A 20,515-nucleotide genomic window follows, 5' to 3' on the forward strand; every position below is an offset into this window, starting at 1 on the left:
CCGCTACTGGTTCGTCACCGGTCACAACCAGCCGCGGGACTCGGCGACGCGGACGGCCTCGGCGCGGTTGCGGGCGCCGGTCTTGCCGATGGCCGAGGACAGGTAGTTGCGTACGGTGCCGTCGGTGAGGAACAGCCGGCCGGCGATGTCGGCCACGGTCGAGCCGTCGGAGGCGGCGCGCAGCACCTCGGCCTCCCGCTCCCGGCCACGCCCGCCTCCAGCGCCCTGTTGAGGTAGCCGGGCCTGCCGAACGTGGTCACGATGATCACCCTTCGGTCGCGCAGACGTTCGGCGACCTCCAGGCCCGACAGGCCCGGCATCTCGATGTCGAGCAGGACGACGTCGGGGTCGTGTTGCCAGAGCGAACCGCACCCGCTGCTGCTGCCCACCCGACAGCCGCCCGACCCGCCGCCCCTCGAGGTCCTGTACGCCCGCGGCCCGCATCACCCGCTCGACCGGCATCGGGTGCGGGTACATCCCGGCCACCGCGGTCACCAGCTCCGCCACCCGCACGTCGTCCAGCAGCCCGGCATCCTGCAGCAACGCCCCGACCTCACCTCGTTGGAGCGCCTCGGTGGGCGGGCGCCCGAACACCCTGGCCGTTCCCTCGCCAGGGGAGAGCAGGCCCAGGGCGATGGACAGCATGGTCGTTTTGCCCGCCCCGTTGGGCCCCAGCACGGCGACCGTCTGCCCTTGTGCTACGTCCAGGTCCACGCCGTCGAGCGCGATGGTGGTGCCGTAGCGCTTGCTGACGGCCTTGAGTTCCAGCGCGATTTCCATGCGTCCAGGCTGGCTGAGGGAGGGCGGCGGCTGTAGTGCCGTGCGTCAGCGTGCCCGATGTGACGAATGTCAGGTGTGTTCCCCGGGGGACGGTATGGCGTCCGGCGCGATGAAGTGTGTGTTCGGGTAGTTGTACTCTGTACATATCCCCCTATACATGCAGATTCCTCCCGGATTAGTGCCGCAGACGCGTCCCGAAGCCCGGGCTCCGCAGGATCGCACTTGCCCCTGACGGAGACCCCGGTGACGTGCTGAAGGGATGGAGATGGGGATGGGCGAACGGCGTGCGCCAGGTCTGCGGATCAGGCGGCCGGACCAGGTTTCCGAGAAGCGGAAACGGTTCCTGGCGGTGGCCGGTGACGAGCTGCGGGGGATCGAGCTCCTGCGGTTCGCGATCCAGCAGGCGGTGGCCGATCTTGCCGGACTGGGCGGCATGGTGCATCTCGGCAGCCCCGGCTACGGCGGCGGACTGCGCCTGGTGGTGTCCAGCGGGCTACCCCCGGCCTTTACCCAAGAGTGGGAGCGCCTTGACGGAAACGGCCCGCTCGCCCCGGCTCGCGCGTTCCGGGACAGCGCGTTCGTGCGGGTGCCCATGGCGAATCTCGAGGGGATGCCCGACCATGGCGCGTCGGCGGGCGGACGCCCGGACAGGGCCGAAGCCGCGGTAAGCACGGCGATGGCGGCCGTCCCGCTGCTCCGCCCCGGCGGGCCGGTCGGCACGCTGTCGGTCGTGACGCTCTCCTCGCGCGGCCCGTCGGCCGGGCAACGAGCCTTCCTCGACACGCTGGGCCGATGGGCCGGCGAACGCCTGAACAGGTGCACCGCACCTCCGCCCGGTTTGACCCTCACGGGGTGGCAGGACCCGCCCACCGGCTCGGATCTCCAGCCGGACCTGCAGGGGGTCGGCACGTGGGATTGGGACATTTGGACGGGTGATGTCATCTTCAACGATGAGATGTTCACTGTGCTCGGCGTCGATCGGGATGGCTTCGATGGCCGCATCGATACCTGGACGGGCGCCATCCACCCCGAGGATCTGCCGTGGGTGCTGTCCGACATCGACGAGGCGATCCGTACGGGGAGAATGCACAGCACCGAATATCGGGTGTGCCGCCCGGACGGGACGACCGGCTGGGTGCGGGTCCGCGGCCAATTGGTGCTCGATGAGAACGGCGAACCGGCACGCATGGCCGGCACCCTGTGGGACGTCACCAAGACCCATGAGACCCTGGAGCTGGTCACCGAACCGCAGACTCATGACGCCGAGCGCGCTTCCGCGGAGCGGGCCTCCCACATCAGGCAGCTGACCAGGGCGCTGGCCGAGGCGGTCACGGTTCGCGACGTGGTGGACGCGGCCGCCAATCACATCCTGCCGTTGTTCGGCGCCACTGGACTGATGCTCGCCTTCCTGGAGGGCGACCACCTGCGGCCGGTTGGGTTCGCCGGGTTTCCGAAGGAGTTCATCGACCAGGTGGCCCGGATGCCGGCCTCCTGGGGACTACCGATCACGGGGGTTCTGCGGGAGCGTACGCCGCTGTTCATCACCTCGGTCGAGGAGTACATCGAGAGTTACCCCACGACGGCCGGCCTTCTGGCGTCGGGAGGCAAGCAAGCGTGGGCCTTCCTGCCGCTGATCGCCTCGGGACGCCCGGTGGGCAGCTGTGTCGTCTCCTTCACCGATCCGCGCCAGTTCACCGACGAGGAGCGCAACCTGCTCACCGCGCTCAGCGGGCTGGTCGCCCAGGCCATGGAGCGCGCCCGCCTGTACGACAGGGAACACAACCGCGCCAAGGAACTGCAACGCGGCCTGCTCCCGCGCGAACTGCCCGACCTGCCGGCAGTCACCTCCGCGGCCCGCTACCTGCCCGCCGGCGCGGAGATGGAGGTGGGTGGCGACTGGTACGACGTGATCCCGCTGTCGGCGAACCGGGTCGCCATTGTCATCGGCGACGTCATGGGGCACGGCGTGTCGGAGGCGGTCACCATGGGCCGCCTGCGCACCGCGGTCCGCACCCTGGCCGACCTGGAGCTGTCTCCCGACGAACTGCTCGCCCACCTCAACGACCTGGTCAGCGACCTCGGCGACGAGTTCTACGCCACCTGCCTGTACATGGTCTACGACCCCACGAACCGGTCCTGTGTCCTGGCCCGCGCCGGCCATCCCCCGCCCGCCGTGGTGCATCCCGACGGCAGCGTGCACTTCCCCGACGCCGACCCGAACTCGCCCCTCGGCGCCGCCACCCCGCCCTTCGACACCGTGGAGCTGGACCTGCCCGACGGCAGTCTGCTGGTGCTGTACACCGACGGCCTGGTCGAGTCGTCCTCCCTCGACATCGACCAGGGCATGGCCAGCCTCTCCAGGGCGCTCAGCAGCACGATCTCAAGAGGTCCGTACGGGCGCCGGGATCACTCCGCCGCGCCGGACACGACGGGGGCTGAATACCTCGAATCCCTGTGCGACACCCTCATCGCTACCCTGCTGCCCGTCAGGCGGGGGACCGCCGACGACGCCGCCCTGCTGGTCGTCCGAACCCACGCGCTGTCGGGCGACGACATGGCCTCCTGGCCGCTGCCCGATCACCCCAAGGCCGCGGGCGAGGCCCGCGAACACGTCCGGACCCAGCTCGGCACGTGGCATCTGGACGACCTGTCGATGACCACCGAACTCCTGGCCAGCGAACTGGTCGGCAACGTCATCCGCCACGCCAAGGGCCCCATCAACCTGCGCCTGCTCCGCAGCAACGTGCTCACCTGCGAGGTCTCCGACGGCAGCCAGACCACCCCCCGCATCCGCCGCGCCGCCGAAACCGACGAGGGCGGACGCGGGCTCCAACTGGTCTCCGCGATCGCTCATCGCTGGGGCACCCGCTTCACCGCCACCGGCAAATGCATCTGGACCGAACAACCTCTCACGTGCCCAACGCCTGACCTGCTCCCCGAAGGGGCCGGCCTGGACCTGTTCGACCTGCTGGACGATGAGTGAGCCACCGCCTTTGCACGTCCAGAGCGCTTCCCCGCGCACCTGTTCCGGATGTAGCCCGAAGGAGTGCGCCGGGCAGGTCGGCCAGGCTTTCGAAGCCTCTTGTACTCGACCCGCAGGTAGCCATACTCGTCCCACCGAGCGGCTCGCCGGGGAAGTGGCCGCGCTGGCGCATGAGAGCAAGACTCACGCGGTGCGCGTGGCGCTGCGGGAACGCAAAGTGCGGCTTCAGGCAGCGCGGCGCGGCCGCCGGGAAGAACGGCTCCGGCGGTTCCTTCACGACCAAGCCTGGCCCCAGGTTGTCAATGGCTGGGCGTGACCGGCCATTGGCAGGTGGCGGTGGACGCCTTCCTGCGCTACGGCAAGGGCCGCCATCCCGCGTCCTTGAACTTCGGCTTGAACTTCGGCTGACTGCCTGAGCTACGCCGTCAGCAAGGTTTCTGGTCTGCCGCTGCTGTGCGAAGGAGACGACTTTCCAGAAACGGACCTAGACCTGGTGCTGAAGCCGGAAGAGCCATCGAGCCGTTGATCGCTTCAGCCGGCTGCGGGCGATCGCGGCTTCGGTGTTGCGCACGACCTCGCGGACCGTTCTGAACCCATGGCAGCGGGACGGCATCGCGCAGGTGGCGTTCCTTGGTGATCGTAGCCCCCCGAAGCCAAGAGGAGCCGCCGCCCCCGCTCGCGTGGCCGTGCGACTGTCCCTCCCGAGGAGGGACACCGGACCCTCACGGCAGGGACAGCCCGCGATGGATTCTCGTTGCCGACACCCGGTGCGACCAGCGCCGGCGGAAGGGAAGAGAATCCGATGCCCCACACCACACTCCCCACATCGACACTGTCCACGTCGACTCGGCCTGGCCACGATGAGCCCACCGCCCATACGGTCCCGGTTTCCCGGCGGCTCGCAGTCGTGGGCCTCGTCGGGGGAGCGCTCCTCAATGGCGCCGAGTCCATCGGGATGCGGCTGCTGCTGCCCGCACAGCCTGCGACAGGCGCGGAGAAGCTGCAGGCGATCGCCGACTCGGGCGTGACCTACCCGGTGCTCGTCATGCTCGGCACGCTCGCGATTCCGTTCATGTGCATCGGCTTCCTGGCCCTGGCCCACCTGCTGGGGCAACGCGCACCGCGCACCGGTCGCCTCGCCGTCGCGTTGCTGTTCACCGGCATGTTCGGCTTCTTCGGCATGCACGTGATGTCCTTGGTGCAGGTGCCGCTGAGCCAGAGCACGGACCTGGTGCGGGCGGGCGCCCTGCTCGATGGGGTCGAGGCGCATCCGCTCCTGGGCCTGACGTTCCTGGCACCCTTCCTGGTCGGCACCGCGCTCGGCCTGCTGGTGTTGATCGTCGGTCTGCTGCTCACCAGGTCCGTACCCCGGTGGATCGCGCTCACCATGCTGGTGTTCCTGGTCGTGGACTTCGGCCTCCGCAACGCCGGTCCCGTCGACGCGCACTGGTTGTGGATCGCGGCCTGCATCGGCGCCGCACGTTCGATCCTGGTGACGTTCGCCCGCCCGTCGGTCGTCAACGGCCGAACCGGACAGTAGGGCGCTCCTATACTTGCCACGCTATGCAGGACGAATACCGGACAGGCCGGGCGGTGCCGGCGGTGGCACGGCTGGTCTCGGCGCTGGCCGTGGCCGCGGCCCTCGCCGCGGTCGCGTTGCCGGTGCTGACCGGTGCCGATTACCTAGAACGGCTGATGGGCACGCCGGAAGCGGTCCTGGCGCCGGCCTATGCCGCCGCGGGCGCCTGGCTGGCCGGGCACGAGCGGGCGCGGCGGATCGGCTTGCTCCTGGTCACGATCAGCGCGTTCGCCGGATGCTATGTCCTTTCTCTGTCGTTCACGGCTTGGAGCGACGCGGCCGGTCTGGACACGCGGCTTCTGGGACTGGACCTGCGGCCGCTGGCCGGCGCCGCGGCGTGGTTGACGACCTGGTGCTGGATCCCGCCGCTCGGCCTGGTCGCGGTGCTCCTGCCCCTGCTGCTGCCAGAAGGCCGGCCGCTGGCTGGGTGGTGGTCGCGGCTGCCGAGGGTCGCCGCCGGGCTCGTCATCGGGGCAACGGTGGTGGCCGCGGTGACACCCCGAGAGCTGGGGTTCGCGTCGGTCCCGGAGAACCCGCTGGGCATCGAGGCGATCGAGCCCGTCGTGCTTCCCGTGGGGCTGGCGCTGCTGGGCGGCTGCGTCGCGTTGATGCTGCTCGGCCTGGCTTCCCTGGTGGTGCGATTCCGGCGCGCCGATGGGGTGGAGCGACGGCAGATCGCATGGATCGGGTACGGCGTCGCGGCCACCGTCGTCGCCACCGCGGTGGCACCGTGGTGGGTGCGTGCGCTCGCCGTCCTGTTGATCCCTTCCTGCATCGTCGTCGCCGCGCTCCGCTATCGGCTCTACGACATCGACGTGCTGGTCAACCGCACCCTCGTGGCCGGAGTGCTGCTGTCCGGGGCGGCTCTGGTCTACGCCGCGGTCGTCGGCTGGGCCGGGATCGTTCTGGGCGAGACGAGCCAAGCCACCTCGTTCACGGCGGCGTTCACGATCGTACTGCTTTTCCATCCGGCTCGGGTCCGGGTTCAGCGCGCCATCGACCGGCTGCTGTACGGCGAACGGGCCGACCCGCATGTCCTGTTTCTCCGGGTGGATGCCGCGGTCCGCGGCGCGGGCTCACCCCGGCCCGCCTTGCGCGACGCCGCCACCGCCGTCGCCCTTGGGCTCCGGTTGCGTGGCGTCGCGGTGAGCGTACGGATGCCTGACGGGTCTGACGTCGAGACCTCTACCGGGCACCTCGACCTCCGCTTCGCCGGCTCCTTCCCCTCGAGCTGCACGGTGAGACCGTGGGAGTCCTGCACGCGATGCCCCGTACCGGCTCGACGATTCTGGACCCGCAGGACCGAGTGGTGCTCGCCGCCCTGACAGGCCCCCTGGCCAGCACCGCGCAGGCGGTGCGCTTGACCCACCACCTCGAACGCAGCCGCGACCGGCTGGTGACCACTCGGGAGGAGGAACGCCGGCGGCTGCGCCGGGACCTCCACGACGGCCTTGGACCGCAGCTGGCCGCGATCGCGATGACCGTCGACACGGCGGGCAGCGTGCTCGGCCGCGGCGACACCGGCAGGACCGCGCGCCTGATCGGCGCGGCGGCCGACCAGACGGCCGAGGCGATCGCGGACGTACGCCGCCTGGTCCGTGGGCTCCGCCCTCCGGCACTCGACGAGCTCGGGTTGGTCGGCGCGCTGACCTCGGGGCTGGCCGCCACCGCCGCTGTCGATACCGATGAGGTACCGTCGATCACCGTGCACGCCGAACTCGGCTCGTCCCTGGAGCTGCCTGCCGCCGTCGAGGTCGCGGCCTACCGGATCGTCCAGGAAGCGGTCAGCAACGCGCTGCGACATGGTGGCCCTCGGCAGGTCACCGTCACCCTCAGGGAGGCGGGCGACGACCTCGCGGTCTCGGTGACCGACGACGGGACCGGCTTCGACCCCACCGTGAACCGGGCAGGCGTCGGGATGGCCAGCATGCGGGAACGGGCCGCCGAGCTCGGCGGGACCGTGCGGCTCGACAGCGCTCCCGGCACGGGTACGACCGTCGCCGCCCTGCTCCCCCTCCGCCCAGGGGACCGCTCATGACAACCGCGGTGCTCGTCGACGATCATCCGGTGTTCAGAAAAGGGCTGGCCGTGCTGCTGGAAGAGCTGAACGTGACCGTCGTCGCGGAAGCCCCGGACGGCGAGGCGGGCGTACAGGAGGCACTGCGGCACCGGCCGGACGTCGTCCTCATGGACATCCAAATGCCCGGCACCGACGGGGTCACCGCGACCCGGCGGATCCTCGAGGAGTGGCCCGACGCCCGGGTGTTGATGCTGACGATGGTCGCCGACGACGAGGCGGTGTTCGCAGCCATCCAGGCCGGCGCCCTCGGCTATCTGCTCAAAGGAGCCGGAAGCGCGGAAATCGGCCGCGCCCTCACGGCGGTGGCGGCAGGCGAGGCCGTTTACGGTCCTCACGTCGCGCGACGGCTGAAGGCGTTCTTCAACGCCGGCGGTGGCGTGGTGGCCAAGCCGTTCCCCGAGTTGTCGGATGGGGAGCGTGAGGTGCTGAGGCTGGTCGCGGCCGGGTTGGGCAACCAGGTCATCGCCCAGCGGCTGCACCTGTCAGACAAGACCGTCCGTAATCGGGTGAGCAGCATCTTCGCCAAGCTCGATGTGGCCAACCGGGCCGAGGCGATTGTCAAGGCACGCCAGGGCGGACTGACCTGAGCCGTCAGGAAGCAGGTTCAGCGGGCTGGCGGCGGGCGGTGGTTCAGGCGTGGGTGGCGGCGGGCTTGCTGGCCGGCTGGAACGCGAAGGAGATGGCCTCCATGACGGCCTGGTGCTTGGTGTTCTGGAAGGCGGCGATCTTCCAGTCGCCGTCGGGCTGGCGGAGCAGGGTGTAGGTCTGGATCTTGTGCAGCTTGCCGGGCTTGCCCTTGTAGGTGTCGCCGCGGGTGATGACCAGGGCGGTATCGGGGCCGGTGAAGCGGATGCTGCGGGTCTGACTGGCCAGGTTGGTGCCCTTGAGGAAACTGTCGAACAGCACTTGGTGGGCGTCTCCGATCTCCTGTGCGCCGATGTAGAGAGTGCCGACATAGGTGATGTAGGTGGCGTCGGCGGTGAACTGTGCGCCGTAGGCGGAGCCGTCGCCGCGGTTCCAAGCGGTGGTCAGACGGTCGAGCACGGCGGTGATGGCGCGGGTGTCAGCGGTGTGAGCGTTCATGGGTGATGCCCTCTCGTGATAACTTCTTAGGAGAAGTTAATGCCTTGAAGATTTCTCTTCTCTAAGGAAGAGATTAGGAGGGAGGCCGGTACGTGTCAACACCCGAGAAGGCCGCAGCGGTCTATCGGCGATATCTCAGCGCCGTGATGTTGCACGGCCACGCCGGCGCCAAGGCCGTCGACCTGGGCGCGACCGACCTGTATGCGCTGAACATCCTGACGCTGACGGGGGCCCTGACCCCTGGCGAGCTCGGCCGCCGTACGGGCTTGACCACCGGCCCCACCACACGGCTGATCGACCGCCTTGAGCAGGCCGGATACGTCCGCCGCGTCCCCGACCCCGGCGACCGCCGCAAGGTCATCGTCGAGCCGGTCGCCGCTCCATCGGGCCTGGACGAGGCCCTGGCCCCGGCCCGCGAGAAAATCGGCGCGATCATCCAGGACTACACCCCCGAGCAGCGCGCCGTACTGTTCGACTACTTCGCCCGCGCCGCCACCGCCTACCAGGAAGCCACCAACGAACTCCGCGACCACGAAGCCATACCCCGACCAGCAGCGGGAGGCCGCCAACGCCGCAACGCCTGACGCTCCGCAGGCAGAGGCCGCGATCGGGTGGCACACTGGGCGACATCACCTGTTCTGGGCGAGCGGAGGCCGGATGGCTCTGCAGGACGAGCGGCCGCCTGCCGCGCCAGGGCTCACGCACCCCCTCATCAACGGCAAACTGCTGGTCCCGCCGGTCCGTCCGGGCACCGTCGGCAGGGGCAGGCTGACCACGCTGCTCGACGACGACTCCCAGCGCCTGGCCGTCGTGGTCGCGCCCGCTGGATGGGGGAAGACCACCCTGCTCGCCGACTGGGCCCGGCGAATCGCCCCCGCGGGCGGCACCACCGTCGCGTGGCTCACGCTGGACGACTCCGACGATGAGCCGCACCGGTTCTGGACCTACCTGATTTCGGCCCTGCGGACGGTGAGCCCGGCGCTGGGCGGCGCGGGGCTGGGCGGTGCGGCGCTGGGCGGTGCAGGGCTGGGCGGTGCGGCGCTGAAGGCCTTACGGGTGACCGAGGTCGACCCGCTCGAGGTGGCCGTGCCCACCCTGCTCAACGACCTCGAAGCGATGACCGGGCGGCACGCTCTCGTCCTCGACGACTACCACGTGCTCCGGGACCGGCGGATCCACGAGGCCGTCGAGTTCTTTCTCAGCTACCTGCCGCCCTCCCTTCGCCTGATCGTCGCCTCCCGGCTGGACCCGGCGCTGCCGCTGGCCCGGCTCAGGGCCGGCGGAGAGCTGGCCGAGATCCGGGCGGCAGGGCTGCGCTTCACCGGCGACGAGGCGACCGGCCTGGTCAGCGGGGTGGCAGGCGACGCCCTCGACACCGATGGGGTCGCTGCCCTGGTCCACAGGACCGAAGGCTGGGCCGCCGGGATCAAGCTGATGGCGCTGGCGATCCGGGCCGCCCCGAGCCCTCCGGCCGGCGTGGACACGCTCGGCGGCGACGACCGGCACGTCATCGACTATCTCACCAGCGAAGTGCTCGACGGCCTGCCCGCCGGGCAGCGCGACTTCCTGCTCCGCACATCCGTGCTCGATCAGCTGTGCGGGCCGCTGTGTGACACCGTCCTGGAACGTGCCGACTCCCAACTGGTGCTGGCCGAGTTGGAACGGGCCGATCTGTTCCTCGTCGCGCTGGACTCCCAGCGGTTCTGGTACCGCTATCACCGGCTGTTCCGCGAAGCTCTCCGGCGCGAGCTGGCCACAGCGGCTCCCGAGGCCGGGCCGCAGCTCCTGAGCCGGGCCGCCCGGTGGCATGCCGACGCCGGAGACCAGGAGCAGGCGATCCGCTACCTGATCGCGGCCGGTGACCAGCACGGTGCGGCGGAGCTGCTGGCCGCCGCCGACGACGACTTCCTTGCCCGCGGCGCGATCGGCGCCTACCTGCGGCTCGGTGACAGCCTCGACGCAGAGGCCGTACGGGCCAATCCGAGGCTGGGCATCTCGCTCGCGTCGGCCGCGGGCTTGACCGGCCGCCTCCACCGCGTGGCCCCGCTGCTCGACACCGCCGAGGCCGCAATGACCGCCGGCACCGCCCCTCCAGCCGGATGGCGGTCGGGGCAGGCGGCGGCGATGACGCTGCGAGCCGTGTACGCCCAGGACGGCTGGACTCCAGAGGAACTGCTCGCCATGGCCCGCCGTTCCGTCGACCTGGAGGTGGACCCGGGGATTCCCGGGTGGGTGATCTCCCGGATCGCTCTCGGGAGCGTCCTGTCCGGCACAGGTCATCACGATGACGCGGCGCGGGTGCTGGCGCAGGCGGTGGAACGGGCGGCGGTGGCCGGCCTGCCCGCGTTCATCCGGCTCCAGGCCACCGGCCTGCTCGCCATCGCTCTGTCGAACGGAGGCGATACTGAGCACGTACGCGTGCTGTTGCGAGGCGTGCTGCCCGAGGTCGCGGCGATCGAGGCCGAGCTCGGGGAGGCCGCCGCGCCGGCGGTGGTCTTCCTGCGGCTGGCCGAGGGCGTCGTCGCCCATCGCGACGGGCAGCTCATCCGGGCGCGGGATCTGCTGCGCCACGCCGTGGACCTGGCCCAGATCACCGGTCATCCCACCCAGGTCGTACGGGCCCTGGTCACCCTGGCGGAGCTGGAACTGGCCTGCGGGGACCGCCGGGCGGCGTCGGCCGCTCTGTCCGAGGCCGACGAGGCGGCGCGGAGCGGGCCGGTGTTCCCCGCGGCGGCCGCCGCCCTCACCGAGACGCGCCTGCGGGTTGGGCGGGGTACAACGGCCATGACCAGCCGGGCCGGCAGGCCGGCGGAACCGCTCACCGACCGGGAGCACTCCATCCTGCGTGCTCTGTGCGGTCCGCTGAGCCAGCGGGAGATCGGCGCGGAGCTCTACCTGTCGATGAACACGGTGAAGGGCTACAGCAAGAGCCTGTACCGCAAACTCGACGTCACCTCCCGCGCCGAAGCCGTCCAACGCGGGCGCGACCTCGGGCTGATCTGACGCGGCTGCGCGCTCCACCCTGGGTGGTCCACCCCCTGGGTGGTGTGCTCTCCCCCCGTTGCCCGCGATGCTTCGCGCCAGACGACGAAAGGGCGCGACATGACGACGAACTACAGGGTGGAGGTCCGCGGGGTTCTCCCGAGCGGCCTCAACGACGAACTACGCCGCCGGTTCAGTGCGGTGGTCGTCCAGTCGGACGGCGACCGCACGGTGATCCCGAGCATGGCCGTCGACCAGGCCGCGCTGCGGGCCGTACTCGATCTGCTGTGGGACGTGGACGGTGAGCTGCTGCTCGTCAAGGCCATCCCGTCAGACGCGGAGCGGAGGAACCCATGAGATCGTGGCTCTGGCTGCTGGCCGGTGCGGCCCTGCTGCCGTTCACCTTTCTGCAGACCACCATTCCGCTGGCCGCGTGGGTGGCGCCGGTGCTGCTGCTGCGTTTCACCCGGACCACCCGGGCCCGATGGGCGCTGCCGGCTCTTGCCGTCGCGATGGCCGTCGGTGCCGCGATCAGCTTCCGGGGAGCCTTGCCAGGTGACCGGATCGCGATCATCGCGGCCGGCGCCGGCGTGCTCGGCGTCGTGCCGTACGCGCTGGACGGGCTGCTCGGCCGCCGGCTGAGCGGGCTGCCCCGCACCCTCGTCTTCCCGGCGGCCGACGTCGCGGTGGGATTTCTATTCAGCACCGGCGATATGGGCACCATGGGGCATCAGGCGGGCACCCAGGTGGGAAACCTGCCGCTGCTGCAGTCGGTGTCGGTGACCGGCCTGTGGGGGCTCGCGTTCCTGATGGCCTGGACCGCACCCGTGTGCAACGAGCTGTGGGAACGCGGCTTCGACCTGCGGGCCGCCGGCCGGAGCGCTGTCATCTGGGTCTCCAGCCTGGCCGCCGTCCTGCTGCTGGGCGGGGCGCGGCTGGCGTTCGACCCACCGACCGGATCGACCGTCCGGGTGGCCGCACTGGCGCCGAACCGGGCAGCCGACGACGCGGCTGCGGCCGCCCGCATCAAGGCTGGGCCGCGTAGCGCGGCGGAACGAGCGGAGCTGCGACGACGCTACTACGCCCCGGCGCTCGACGACCTGCTCGACCGTACGGTGACGGCCGCCCGATCGGGAGCCAGAATCGTCACGTGGTCCGAGGCCGCGGCCTACGACTTCGTCGAGGACGGCGCAGCGGTGGTCGAACGAGCGCAGGCGGTCGCCCGAGCGGAACGGATCTACCTCCAGATCGGCGTGGTCTTCCTGCTGCCCAGAGAGCGGAGCCCCAACGTCGAGATCCGCGCCATCATGATCGACCCCGCGGGCGCGGTCGTCTGGAACTACCTCAAGACGTCCACGCCCCTCAGTGACGGCAATGTGCCCGGCCCCGGGGTGGTGCCCACCATAGACACCCCGTACGGCCGGCTGGCGACCGCCATCTGCTTCGACGCCAACTTCATGCCGCTGATCCGGCAGGCCGGGCAGGCCGGGGCCGACATCCTGCTCCTGCCCTCCAGCGACTGGGCACAGGTCACCGACGCGCTCGCGCAGCAGGCCGTCCTACGCGGCGTGGAGAACGGGATGAGCGTCGTCCGGCCCGCTCGGCGCGGGACCTCCATGGCCGTCGACCATCAGGGCCGGATGATCGGGTACGAGGCGAGCTGGTTCACCGGCGACGCCCGCACCACCGACCACACGATGATGGTCACGGTGCCCATCCACGGACGGCCCACCCCGTACAGCCAGTGGGTGGGCGACGCCGTCGCCTGGCTCTGCCTCACCGGCCTGCTCGCGATGACGGTCGTGGCAGCCGTCCGCCGGTTCCGCCGGCCGGCCACCGCAGAGCCCGACAGGGCCACGGAACCCCGCTCTGCTGGGCTAGTTTCACCGGGGTAATGACACCGCCGCCCGCTCGACGGCAGCGAACGGGCTGACGTCGAGCCACCGCGGCAGCGCCCGGCAGGCGGCGGGGTCACCGCTCAGGTGCAGTGCCGCACCGCGGAGCGCCGCCGACCAGCTCATGTCGCCCATCCAGATGCGGGTGAGGGTCGCTACCTCGGTCTCCAGCCACACGCTGACCGGGAAGCCCGGGTCGGTGTCGCACACGTCGGCGCCGCCGGACCGGGAGAGCACCAGCCACCATCGCTGCTGCCCGGTCGGCGCGTCCCGGAAGTGGAGTTGCACCGTGGCCGCTCGCTCGGGCATGCAGGCCGGCTGCGACTGCCGTTTGATGTCGAGCATCAGCAGGACGGGGTCGAACTCGTCCGGGCGCAGCTCGTGCATCCAGCGCACGCCCCACGCGCCTATCTGCTCCAGCAGCGGCTGCAGCTCCAGCCCGGCCGGGGTGAGCCGGTAGCGGGGCTCGCCGTCGATGAGCTGGCGCTGCACGAGACCGGCCCGCTGCAGCTCGCGTAGCCGCGCCGCGAGCAGCGACGGCGACATCCGGGGGAGGCCGCGGGCGATGGCGTTGAACCGGTCCTCACCCCAAAGCAGCTCGCGGATGACGAGCAGTGTCCAGCGTTCGGCAAGGATCTCGGCGGCCCGGGCGACCGGGCAGTACTGGCCGTAGCGTTTCATGGCTCCACCTCCCGGCGGGGCCCAGCCCTCGCCACTACAAAAAAAGTACTGGGCCGATGGTCTTACGTCACGCAATCTCATTGACGAAGGGGAAAGCACATCCGAGGAGGAGTGATATGTCCGGAAAAGCAGTTATCAGCCTGACCACCGGCCTGGAGGACCCTGAGCGGGTCACCGTGGCGTTCCTGGTCGCGGTCGGCGCGGCCGAGGAAGGCCGGCCGACGCTGATGTTCCTGACCAAGGAGGCGGTCCGGCTGGCGTTGCACGGCGTCGCCACCGGAGTGGCCTGCAACGGCTGCCCGCCGCTGCCCGATCTGCTCCAGCGGTACCAGAATGCGGGTGGAACGTTCCTGGTCTGCCCGGTCTGCTTCAACGCCAAGGGCCTCGACGAGACCCAGCTGATCAAGTCCGCCGAGATCGGCGGCACGGTGCCGATGTGGCGTTGGATCGGCGACGGAGCGACGACGTTCAGCTACTGACCGGGCAGCGCACATCTCCTCGCCATATTCGTAAGGCGGCTTGCGATAATTCCGTAAGGCACCTTACGATCTTCGGATGATCAACGCAGAACGGCCGTCGTACGACCAGCTCGTAGCGCTGCTCGGCGTCCCCTTCTCCGTCGAAGACGCCCGCGCCCGCTGGGGCTCGCTCGTGGAGGAGGCCAAGAACGGCAGAACCATCATGATCACCCGCGAGCGCTGGCAGTGGGCCGGGCTGGTGCCGTTGTCGAAAGTGGGCGGGGTGTGGAGCGGCCTGCCCCTCGTGCCGGTGTCGACGGCGCGGTCCAAGCTCGGCGATCTCATCCGCCAGGTCGCCGACCCCTACGGGGAGCCCGTGCTTCTGGGTCGCCACCGCAACCCGGTCGCCGGCCTGGTCGCGGCCCATGTCCTGCTGGACAAGGCCGCTCCCTCGGACCATCCGGCCGCCGACGCACTGCTGGTCGGCGGCCACACGATTGCGCTCTCCCGCGATCCCGTGGAGGGGCTCGTCCTGGCCGTCGCCCGCGATAAGGACGGCGCCGAGGTCTCGGCCGGGGCCGGGCGCAACGCCCGTGAAGCGCTGCGCGCCCTCGCCGAGCCGCCGCCATGGCGTCAGCCGGGCTGACCCACGGCCGGCCGCCCGTGGCCCCAGGCGAGCCGACTCCCTCGGGCATCGGGAAACTTGACACAAACGTCCAGAAACGCGACCAAAGATCGTCAGGCTGCGACGATGGAACGCGTAACTGACCTGCCCGAGAACATCGCCACAGGGCATCCTGCCTGGGATTCGACCGCAACCCAGCCCGCAGATCCGGACCAGGTGAACGACTACGACGGTTTCGCCGAGGCGTACGCGGCGGAAACATCACGCCAGCGCCGGGATGCTGGCGTTGGCCAGGCGGCGGCTCGGTGACGACGCGGCCCTGCACGTGGTCGACCTGCGTGATCCGCTGCCGTTCGCCGACGCTGCGTTCGACGACGTGGTCGCGTCGCTGGTGCTGCACTACCTGGAGGACTGGGGGCCGACGCTGGCCGAGATGCGGCGAGTGCTCAGGCCCGGCGGCCGACTGATCGCGTCGGTCAACCACCCTTTCGTGGAGCACCTGGCACAGAATCCTCGGCCCAGCTATTTCGCCACCACCAGCTATACCGACGCATGGACGTTCAACGGACAGTCCTACCCGATGACCTTCTGGACCAGGCCGTTGCAGGCGATGACCGACGCCTTCACCACCGCCGGCTTCCGCCTTGCCGTCATCGGCGAGCCGCAGGTCGACCCGGCCGCCCGTGAGCTGTTTCCCGACGACTTCCAGGACTTCGCGGACAAGCTCGCCTTCCTGTGCTTCGTCGTCGAGGTACCGTCTTAGCTGGGCTGGCAGCGCCAGTGTCGCCGAGGAGCTACTCGCCGATGACGCGCAGGTTGTAGGCCGCTTTGAGGTCGGGAATCCAGTCGTCGAAGAAACGGATGCCGTGCGGCTCGCCAAGCCGATTCAGCTCATCGAGCCCGATCGACCCTTGGCTCAACCGGTCTCCGAAGTCCTTGAAGAAGAGCTCGAATCCACCCGGCGTGTACACCTCGATGATGCGTGCCGGCTCGGGTCCCGCGTTCCACATGGTGTGGGGGATCCGGCGCGGCTTCAGCACCCAGCAACCGGGAGTCGCCTTGACGACCTCGTCGCCAACCCGGGCGTGCATTTCCCCCTCGAGCACGTAGAGCCAGACATCGTTCTGGTGCACGTGTGGTGGTAGAAGAAACCCCGGCTCGAACGGCTGCTCGATGATCGAGACGGCCCCGTTCGTCTCTTCGCCGTAAAGCTTGATGACGACCCCGCTGGCGTCGTCGCCCTCGTCCCTGGCGATCAGCGTCTTGCCCTTGATGCGATCAGGCATAGCACACCCCCTTGGCTATCTTGCCGCGGCGGCGTAGCCGCAACCCAGCCGCTCACGGGTGAATGCATCCGCGTCCAGGGCCGCCGCCAGGCGGCGCAGCAGCGCGATGGTCGGAGTGGTGCCGCCTTCCTCGATGCACTCGATCTCATCCTCGGTCATGCCTGCTCGATCGGCGACCTCGGTCACGCTCAGGCCGAGGGCCACGCGCCGGTCGTACAGGGCCTTGCCGAAGGCCAGCGCACCGGCGCGGCGCTGGCAGCCGGCTTCCGCCGGCGGAAGCCTCAGCGCGCGGTCATCCTCCGCCACCCCGGCTGAGTCATCCTGCGACGACGTTGTGGCGCGACCAGAGTCTGTCGATCGTGATATGGCCGAAAACCTCCACCTTCGCGTTCGGGATGACTATGATCACGGCCGGAGGCGTCCAGGTGCTTGGTGGCCCTCCCGGTCTTCAACACCGGTGGCGCCGAGTATCTCGGCGTGGCGGGTTCGATTCCCGTCCGTCTCCGCCAGATCACACCCCCTGGAGCGCCGTGAGCATCGACGAGTTGCTGGCTCGGACACGTGCCGGACTGCGTCGCCTGCTGCCTGTCGAGGCCTGGGCCGTGGCGGGCAGCGCCGATGCCTTCATCGTGGACACGCGGCCGGAGTTTCAGCGTCGAAGCGGTGGCGAAGTGCCCGGCGCCATCGTGATCGAACGCAACCATCTGGAGTGGCGGCTTGATCCGCTCTGCGACGCGCGGATCCCCGAGGCCACCTCCGCGGACATCCAGTGGATCATCCTGTGCGACGAGGGCTACTCCTCCAGCCTCGCCGCGTCGTCCCTCAGGCAGATCGGGCTGGCGAACGCCACTGATGTGATCGGTGGCTTCCAGGCATGGACGGCGGCAGGGCTCCAGGTCATCCGCCTCGCCACCCCCACCCGCCCACGAGGTCCAGGCGAGCCCGCCCGCAGCGAGCTCACACGTGGGTGATCGCGACCGCAGGTCACGTGGATCACGGCAAGTCGACCCTGATCCGGGCACTCACCGGGATGGAGCCCGACCGCTGGGCCGAAGAGCGACGCAGGGGCATGACCGTCGATCTCGGCTTCGCCTGGACCACGCTCGGGTCGGGACGGCAGTTGGCGTTCGTTGACGTTCCTGGGCATGAGCGGTTCGTCTCCAACATGCTCGCCGGTATCGGCCCGGCTCCCGCGGTCATGATCGTGAGCGCGCCACAGTGCCTCGACATCCCCCGGCTCTGGGGCTAAGTCCGGCTAGGTATTGATCTGCAGGACCCAGATCGAAACGTGGCCGGCTCGGTGAGAGGTTCAGCGGCCGTCACGGCTGCCGCGCTGCGATGCTGAGGTCGGCGACCGCCGCGACGACCTGGTCCACTTCCTGTTCGGTGTTGTAGTAGTGCGGCGACAGGCGCAGGCACCAGTCGATGTCCTTGTCGCCGAAGTCGAACTGCGCGAAGTGGCGGAAGCTGAGCGCCGAGTTGATACGGCGTGCGTCCATGGCGGCCTTGAACGGCTCCGGCTGCCAGCCGTCGATGGCGAAGGTGACCAGGGCGCCCAGTTGCCGACCGTGGTCGAGCACGCGGACTCCCGGCAGATCGGCGAGCCTGTCGCGCAGGCCGGCGGCCAGGGCAGGGGTACGGCGGGCGATGGCGTCCATGCCGACCTGGCGGGCGTAGCGTACGGCGGCGGCACAGCCGAGGACGATGGCGTAGGGGAACTCCCAGTCCTCGAATCTGGCTGCCGTCTCGACGGGCTGGTAGCGGCCCGGCTCGACCCAGCGCGCGCCGTACATGTCGATGAACAGCGGCTCGTAGCCGGCGCGCAGGACGCGGTCGGACACGTACAGGAAGCCAGAGCCGCGGGGGCCGCGCAGGAACTTGCGGCAGGTGGCGGTGAGCAGGTCGCAGCCGATCTCCGCGACGTCGATCGGGTACTGGCCGACCGACTGGCAGGCGTCGACCAGGTACAGCAGATCCAGTTCGCGGCAGAGCCGGCCGATGTCGGCGACGGGCTGGACCAGGCCGGAGTTGGTAGGGATGTGGGTGGCGGCCACCAGCCGGGGCCGGTGCTCGCGCATCAGGGCGGCCATCGCCGCCACGTCCACCCCGCCCTCAGGCGCGTCAGGAGCGTGCACCAAACGCACGCCGAACCTCTTGCTCAGCGACAGGAAGGCGATCTGATTGGAGATGAAGTCGTTGCGGGTCGTGAGGATGACATCACCTGCCTCGAACGGGATCGCCGACAGGGCGGTGGAGAACGCGTGGGTGGCGCTACCGGCGAACGCGATGTTCTCGGGAGCGCAGTTGATCAGGGCAGCGGTCTCGGCGTAGAACTCGCGGACCTGCTCGGCGCGGGCGGCCGAGGCCTCGTAGCCACCGATGCTCGCCTCCAGCTGCAGGTGGTCGACCATCGCGGCCAGCACAGGCGCGGCCAGCAGGCCGCAACCGGCGTTGTTGAAGTGCACGACGTCGCCGACGCCGGGGGTGTCCGCGCGCAGGGCCGCGACGTCCAGAAGCGATTCTGGGGAAATCATGGAAGCGCTATTATCGGTTCTCATGTCAGACAGTAGCAGTTCTGCGGAGTTGGCGACCCGGATGCGCGCGGTGGTCGACCGGCTGGCACCGGGCGACCGTCTGCCCAGCAGTCGCGAGCTGATCCGGCGCTACCAGGTCGGCCCCGCCACCGTGTCACAGGCGATCGCCACGCTCGCCGCCGAGGGCTTGGTGGTCACCCGTCCAGGCAGCGGCACGTACGTGGCAGCACGCGCCCAGCGGCGTGCCAAAGTGGCCGACACCGCCTGGCAGACCGTCACCCTCGCCGACCGGACCGTGGACACCCGAATCCTCACCGGCGCCGTCGGTGCGTCACCCGCGGATACGATCATGCTGGACGGCGGCTACCTGCATCGATCGCTCCAGCCCACCCAGATCCTGACCGCGGCGCTGGCCCGCGCCGCACGCCGCCCCGACGCCTGGGACCGCGCCCCCGCCAGCGGCCTGGCGGCCCTGCGCAGCGTGTTCGCCACCATGGTCGGCGGCGGCGTGAGCGCGGACGACATCCTGGTCACGGCCGGCGGGCAGAGCGCCCTGTCCATGGCGTTCCGGGCCATCGCGGCGCCGGGTGACCCCATCCTGATGGAGTCGCCCACCTATCCGGGAGCGATAGCCGCCGCCAGGGCAGCCGGCCTGCGCCCGGTACCGGTGCCGATGGATGCCGACGGCCTGCAACCCGACCTCCTGGCCGACGCCTTCGCCATGACCCGCGCACGCCTGCTGTACTGCCAGCCGGCCTATCACAACCCCACCGGCACCGTGCTGGCGCCACAACGCCGCCGGCAGATCATCGATGCGGCCAGGGCGGCGGGGGCATTCGTGATCGAGGACGACTTCGCGCGGCACCTCGGTCACGGCACGCCGGTGCCGCCGCCCTTGCTGGCCGACGATCGCGACGGCACCGTGGTCTACTTGACCTCGCTCACCAAACCGGCTGCGCCGAGCCTGCGCATCGGTGCCCTGGTGGCCCGAGGCCCGGTGATGGAACGCCTGCGCGCCACCCGCCTGGTCGACGACTTCTTCGTCACGCGCCCGCTCCAGGAAACAGCGCTCGAACTCCTCAGCTCTCCCACGTGGGAACGGCATGTCCGTTCTCTCGCCGCAGCCCTGCGGGAGCGGTGCGGAGCGCTGGCGGCCGCGGTCACGCACGAACTTCCCCACTGGACCCTCACCTGCATCCCCCCAGGCGGACTGCACCTGTGGGTCCGCCTGCCGTACGGCACCGACGACACCGTGATCGCCGACACGGCCCGTCAGCACGGCGTCGCCGTCAGCGCCGGTAACCGCTACTTCGCCACCGAACTCCCGGCGGCCTACCTACGCCTCGGCTTTGCCGCCACCGCCGACCGCACCGAGCTGATCGAAGCCGCACGCCGACTCGTGTCCGCCGACGAGCACGCCGCCGGCATGCGCAGTTGATCGCGAAGGGTTTGAGCAATACGCAGATCGTCACGTCGTTGTTCATCGGCGAGACGACCGTGAAGACGTATCTGAGCTCTCAGTTCCGGCCAGCTTGAGTAGGGGTTACTC

General features: G+C 70.1%; 24 protein-coding genes, 1 tRNA gene and 2 pseudogenes. 19 read left to right on the plus strand and 8 right to left on the minus strand.

Features of this window, described 5'->3' with window-relative positions:
- Positions 1-21: 21 nt before the first annotated feature.
- The 3 genes and pseudogenes from OHA25_RS61255 to OHA25_RS61265 form a co-directional block, all read right to left on the minus strand.
- On the minus strand, positions 22-186 hold the full coding sequence (locus OHA25_RS61255; protein ID WP_442942182.1) for a response regulator transcription factor: 165 nt from the start codon (positions 184-186) through the stop codon (positions 22-24).
- A gap of 77 nt (positions 187-263) precedes the next feature.
- A pseudogene (locus tag OHA25_RS61260) lies at positions 264-320 on the minus strand (hypothetical protein); the annotation flags it as partial.
- Positions 321-414: 94 nt separating this feature from the next.
- Positions 415-780 (minus strand): annotated as a pseudogene (locus OHA25_RS61265) (ATP-binding cassette domain-containing protein); the annotation flags it as partial.
- A gap of 271 nt (positions 781-1,051) precedes the next feature.
- On the opposite strand from OHA25_RS61265, the gene OHA25_RS12925 reads away from it, so the two are divergent.
- From OHA25_RS12925 to OHA25_RS12950, 7 genes are all read left to right on the plus strand, one after another.
- Positions 1,052-3,763: a SpoIIE family protein phosphatase gene (locus OHA25_RS12925; RefSeq protein ID WP_327587787.1), complete on the plus strand. Its 2,712-nt coding sequence runs from the start codon at positions 1,052-1,054 to the stop codon at positions 3,761-3,763.
- Entirely contained in the window at positions 3,756-4,079 is a 324-nt protein-coding gene (locus OHA25_RS61270) for a type II toxin-antitoxin system VapB family antitoxin (RefSeq protein WP_442942104.1), read from the plus strand. The genes OHA25_RS12925 and OHA25_RS61270 overlap by 8 nt, the downstream gene beginning before the upstream one ends.
- Positions 4,076-4,171, plus strand: a complete 96-nt coding sequence (locus OHA25_RS12930) for a type II toxin-antitoxin system VapC family toxin (RefSeq protein WP_327587788.1) — start codon at positions 4,076-4,078, stop codon at positions 4,169-4,171. Before OHA25_RS61270 ends, OHA25_RS12930 begins: the two co-directional genes overlap by 4 nt.
- A 499-nt stretch (positions 4,172-4,670) precedes the next feature.
- Positions 4,671-5,303 (plus strand): hypothetical protein, encoded by a 633-nt coding sequence (locus OHA25_RS12935; protein WP_327587789.1) that lies wholly within the window; start codon positions 4,671-4,673, stop codon positions 5,301-5,303.
- Between the two features lie 23 nt (positions 5,304-5,326).
- Positions 5,327-6,667, plus strand: a complete 1,341-nt coding sequence (locus OHA25_RS12940; RefSeq protein WP_327587790.1) for a hypothetical protein — start codon at positions 5,327-5,329, stop codon at positions 6,665-6,667.
- Positions 6,589-7,380: a sensor histidine kinase gene (locus OHA25_RS12945; RefSeq protein WP_327587791.1), complete on the plus strand. Its 792-nt coding sequence runs from the start codon at positions 6,589-6,591 to the stop codon at positions 7,378-7,380. The genes OHA25_RS12940 and OHA25_RS12945 overlap by 79 nt, the downstream gene beginning before the upstream one ends.
- Positions 7,377-8,009, plus strand: coding sequence for a response regulator transcription factor (locus OHA25_RS12950; RefSeq protein ID WP_327587792.1), 633 nt, complete (start codon positions 7,377-7,379; stop codon positions 8,007-8,009). Before OHA25_RS12945 ends, OHA25_RS12950 begins: the two co-directional genes overlap by 4 nt.
- Before the next feature lie 43 nt (positions 8,010-8,052).
- Here the strand turns inward: OHA25_RS12950 and OHA25_RS12955 are convergent, their stop codons facing one another.
- Entirely contained in the window at positions 8,053-8,505 is a 453-nt protein-coding gene (locus OHA25_RS12955) for an SgcJ/EcaC family oxidoreductase (protein WP_327587793.1), read from the minus strand.
- A 92-nt stretch (positions 8,506-8,597) separates the two neighbouring features.
- Here OHA25_RS12955 and OHA25_RS12960 point away from each other — a divergent pair, with 92 nt between their 5' ends.
- The 4 genes from OHA25_RS12960 to OHA25_RS12975 all read left to right on the plus strand — a co-directional run bounded on the left by OHA25_RS12960 (position 8,598) and on the right by OHA25_RS12975 (position 13,382).
- Positions 8,598-9,089 (plus strand): MarR family winged helix-turn-helix transcriptional regulator, encoded by a 492-nt coding sequence (locus tag OHA25_RS12960; RefSeq protein WP_327587794.1) that lies wholly within the window; start codon positions 8,598-8,600, stop codon positions 9,087-9,089.
- A 73-nt stretch (positions 9,090-9,162) separates the two neighbouring features.
- Entirely contained in the window at positions 9,163-11,508 is a 2,346-nt protein-coding gene (locus OHA25_RS12965; RefSeq protein WP_327587795.1) for a LuxR C-terminal-related transcriptional regulator, read from the plus strand.
- 99 nt (positions 11,509-11,607) lie between these two features.
- On the plus strand, positions 11,608-11,844 hold the full coding sequence (locus OHA25_RS12970; protein WP_327587796.1) for a hypothetical protein: 237 nt from the start codon (positions 11,608-11,610) through the stop codon (positions 11,842-11,844).
- On the plus strand, positions 11,841-13,382 hold the full coding sequence (locus OHA25_RS12975) for a nitrilase-related carbon-nitrogen hydrolase (RefSeq protein WP_327587797.1): 1,542 nt from the start codon (positions 11,841-11,843) through the stop codon (positions 13,380-13,382). The genes OHA25_RS12970 and OHA25_RS12975 overlap by 4 nt, the downstream gene beginning before the upstream one ends.
- On the opposite strand, the gene OHA25_RS12980 is transcribed toward OHA25_RS12975, so the two are convergent.
- On the minus strand, positions 13,371-14,063 hold the full coding sequence (locus OHA25_RS12980) for a winged helix-turn-helix transcriptional regulator (protein WP_327587798.1): 693 nt from the start codon (positions 14,061-14,063) through the stop codon (positions 13,371-13,373). The two genes, OHA25_RS12975 and OHA25_RS12980, sit on opposite strands and share 12 nt — an antisense overlap.
- 116 nt (positions 14,064-14,179) lie before the next feature.
- Between OHA25_RS12980 and OHA25_RS12985 the strand changes: the two genes are divergently transcribed.
- From OHA25_RS12985 to OHA25_RS12995, 3 genes are all read left to right on the plus strand, one after another.
- On the plus strand, positions 14,180-14,542 hold the full coding sequence (locus tag OHA25_RS12985) for a DsrE family protein (protein ID WP_327587799.1): 363 nt from the start codon (positions 14,180-14,182) through the stop codon (positions 14,540-14,542).
- Positions 14,543-14,618: 76 nt separating this feature from the next.
- Complete coding sequence (locus tag OHA25_RS12990; RefSeq protein ID WP_327587800.1) at positions 14,619-15,167, plus strand: hypothetical protein; 549 nt, start codon at positions 14,619-14,621, stop codon at positions 15,165-15,167.
- 256 nt (positions 15,168-15,423) lie between these two features.
- A complete protein-coding gene (locus OHA25_RS12995; protein ID WP_327587801.1) occupies positions 15,424-15,909 on the plus strand; it encodes a class I SAM-dependent methyltransferase in 486 nt (161 codons plus the stop codon).
- Between the two features lie 31 nt (positions 15,910-15,940).
- Here OHA25_RS12995 and OHA25_RS13000 read toward each other — a convergent pair whose 3' ends face one another.
- Both OHA25_RS13000 and OHA25_RS13005 read right to left on the minus strand, forming a co-directional pair.
- Positions 15,941-16,432, minus strand: a complete 492-nt coding sequence (locus tag OHA25_RS13000; RefSeq protein WP_327587802.1) for a cupin domain-containing protein — start codon at positions 16,430-16,432, stop codon at positions 15,941-15,943.
- 15 nt (positions 16,433-16,447) lie between these two features.
- Positions 16,448-16,738: a helix-turn-helix domain-containing protein gene (locus tag OHA25_RS13005; protein WP_327587803.1), complete on the minus strand. Its 291-nt coding sequence runs from the start codon at positions 16,736-16,738 to the stop codon at positions 16,448-16,450.
- A 107-nt stretch (positions 16,739-16,845) separates the two neighbouring features.
- Between OHA25_RS13005 and OHA25_RS13010 the strand changes: the two genes are divergently transcribed.
- The 3 genes from OHA25_RS13010 to OHA25_RS13020 all read left to right on the plus strand — a co-directional run bounded on the left by OHA25_RS13010 (position 16,846) and on the right by OHA25_RS13020 (position 17,681).
- A tRNA-Sec gene (locus OHA25_RS13010) sits at positions 16,846-16,941 on the plus strand.
- A gap of 21 nt (positions 16,942-16,962) precedes the next feature.
- Complete coding sequence (locus OHA25_RS13015) at positions 16,963-17,403, plus strand: rhodanese-like domain-containing protein (protein ID WP_327587804.1); 441 nt, start codon at positions 16,963-16,965, stop codon at positions 17,401-17,403.
- A complete protein-coding gene (locus OHA25_RS13020; protein ID WP_327587805.1) occupies positions 17,400-17,681 on the plus strand; it encodes a GTP-binding protein in 282 nt (93 codons plus the stop codon). The genes OHA25_RS13015 and OHA25_RS13020 overlap by 4 nt, the downstream gene beginning before the upstream one ends.
- Positions 17,682-17,751: 70 nt before the next feature.
- Here OHA25_RS13020 and OHA25_RS13025 read toward each other — a convergent pair whose 3' ends face one another.
- Entirely contained in the window at positions 17,752-18,966 is a 1,215-nt protein-coding gene (locus OHA25_RS13025; protein ID WP_327587806.1) for an aminotransferase class V-fold PLP-dependent enzyme, read from the minus strand.
- 22 nt (positions 18,967-18,988) lie between these two features.
- Here OHA25_RS13025 and OHA25_RS13030 point away from each other — a divergent pair, with 22 nt between their 5' ends.
- Positions 18,989-20,404, plus strand: a complete 1,416-nt coding sequence (locus OHA25_RS13030) for an aminotransferase-like domain-containing protein (RefSeq protein WP_327587807.1) — start codon at positions 18,989-18,991, stop codon at positions 20,402-20,404.
- An 11-nt stretch (positions 20,405-20,415) separates the two neighbouring features.
- Positions 20,416-20,502, plus strand: a complete 87-nt coding sequence (locus OHA25_RS61275; RefSeq protein ID WP_442942183.1) for a hypothetical protein — start codon at positions 20,416-20,418, stop codon at positions 20,500-20,502.
- The last annotated feature ends 13 nt before the right edge of the window (positions 20,503-20,515 follow it).

It is taken from the genome of Nonomuraea sp. NBC_00507, from assembly GCF_036013525.1.
Taxonomy (GTDB): Bacteria; Actinomycetota; Actinomycetes; order Streptosporangiales; family Streptosporangiaceae; genus Nonomuraea.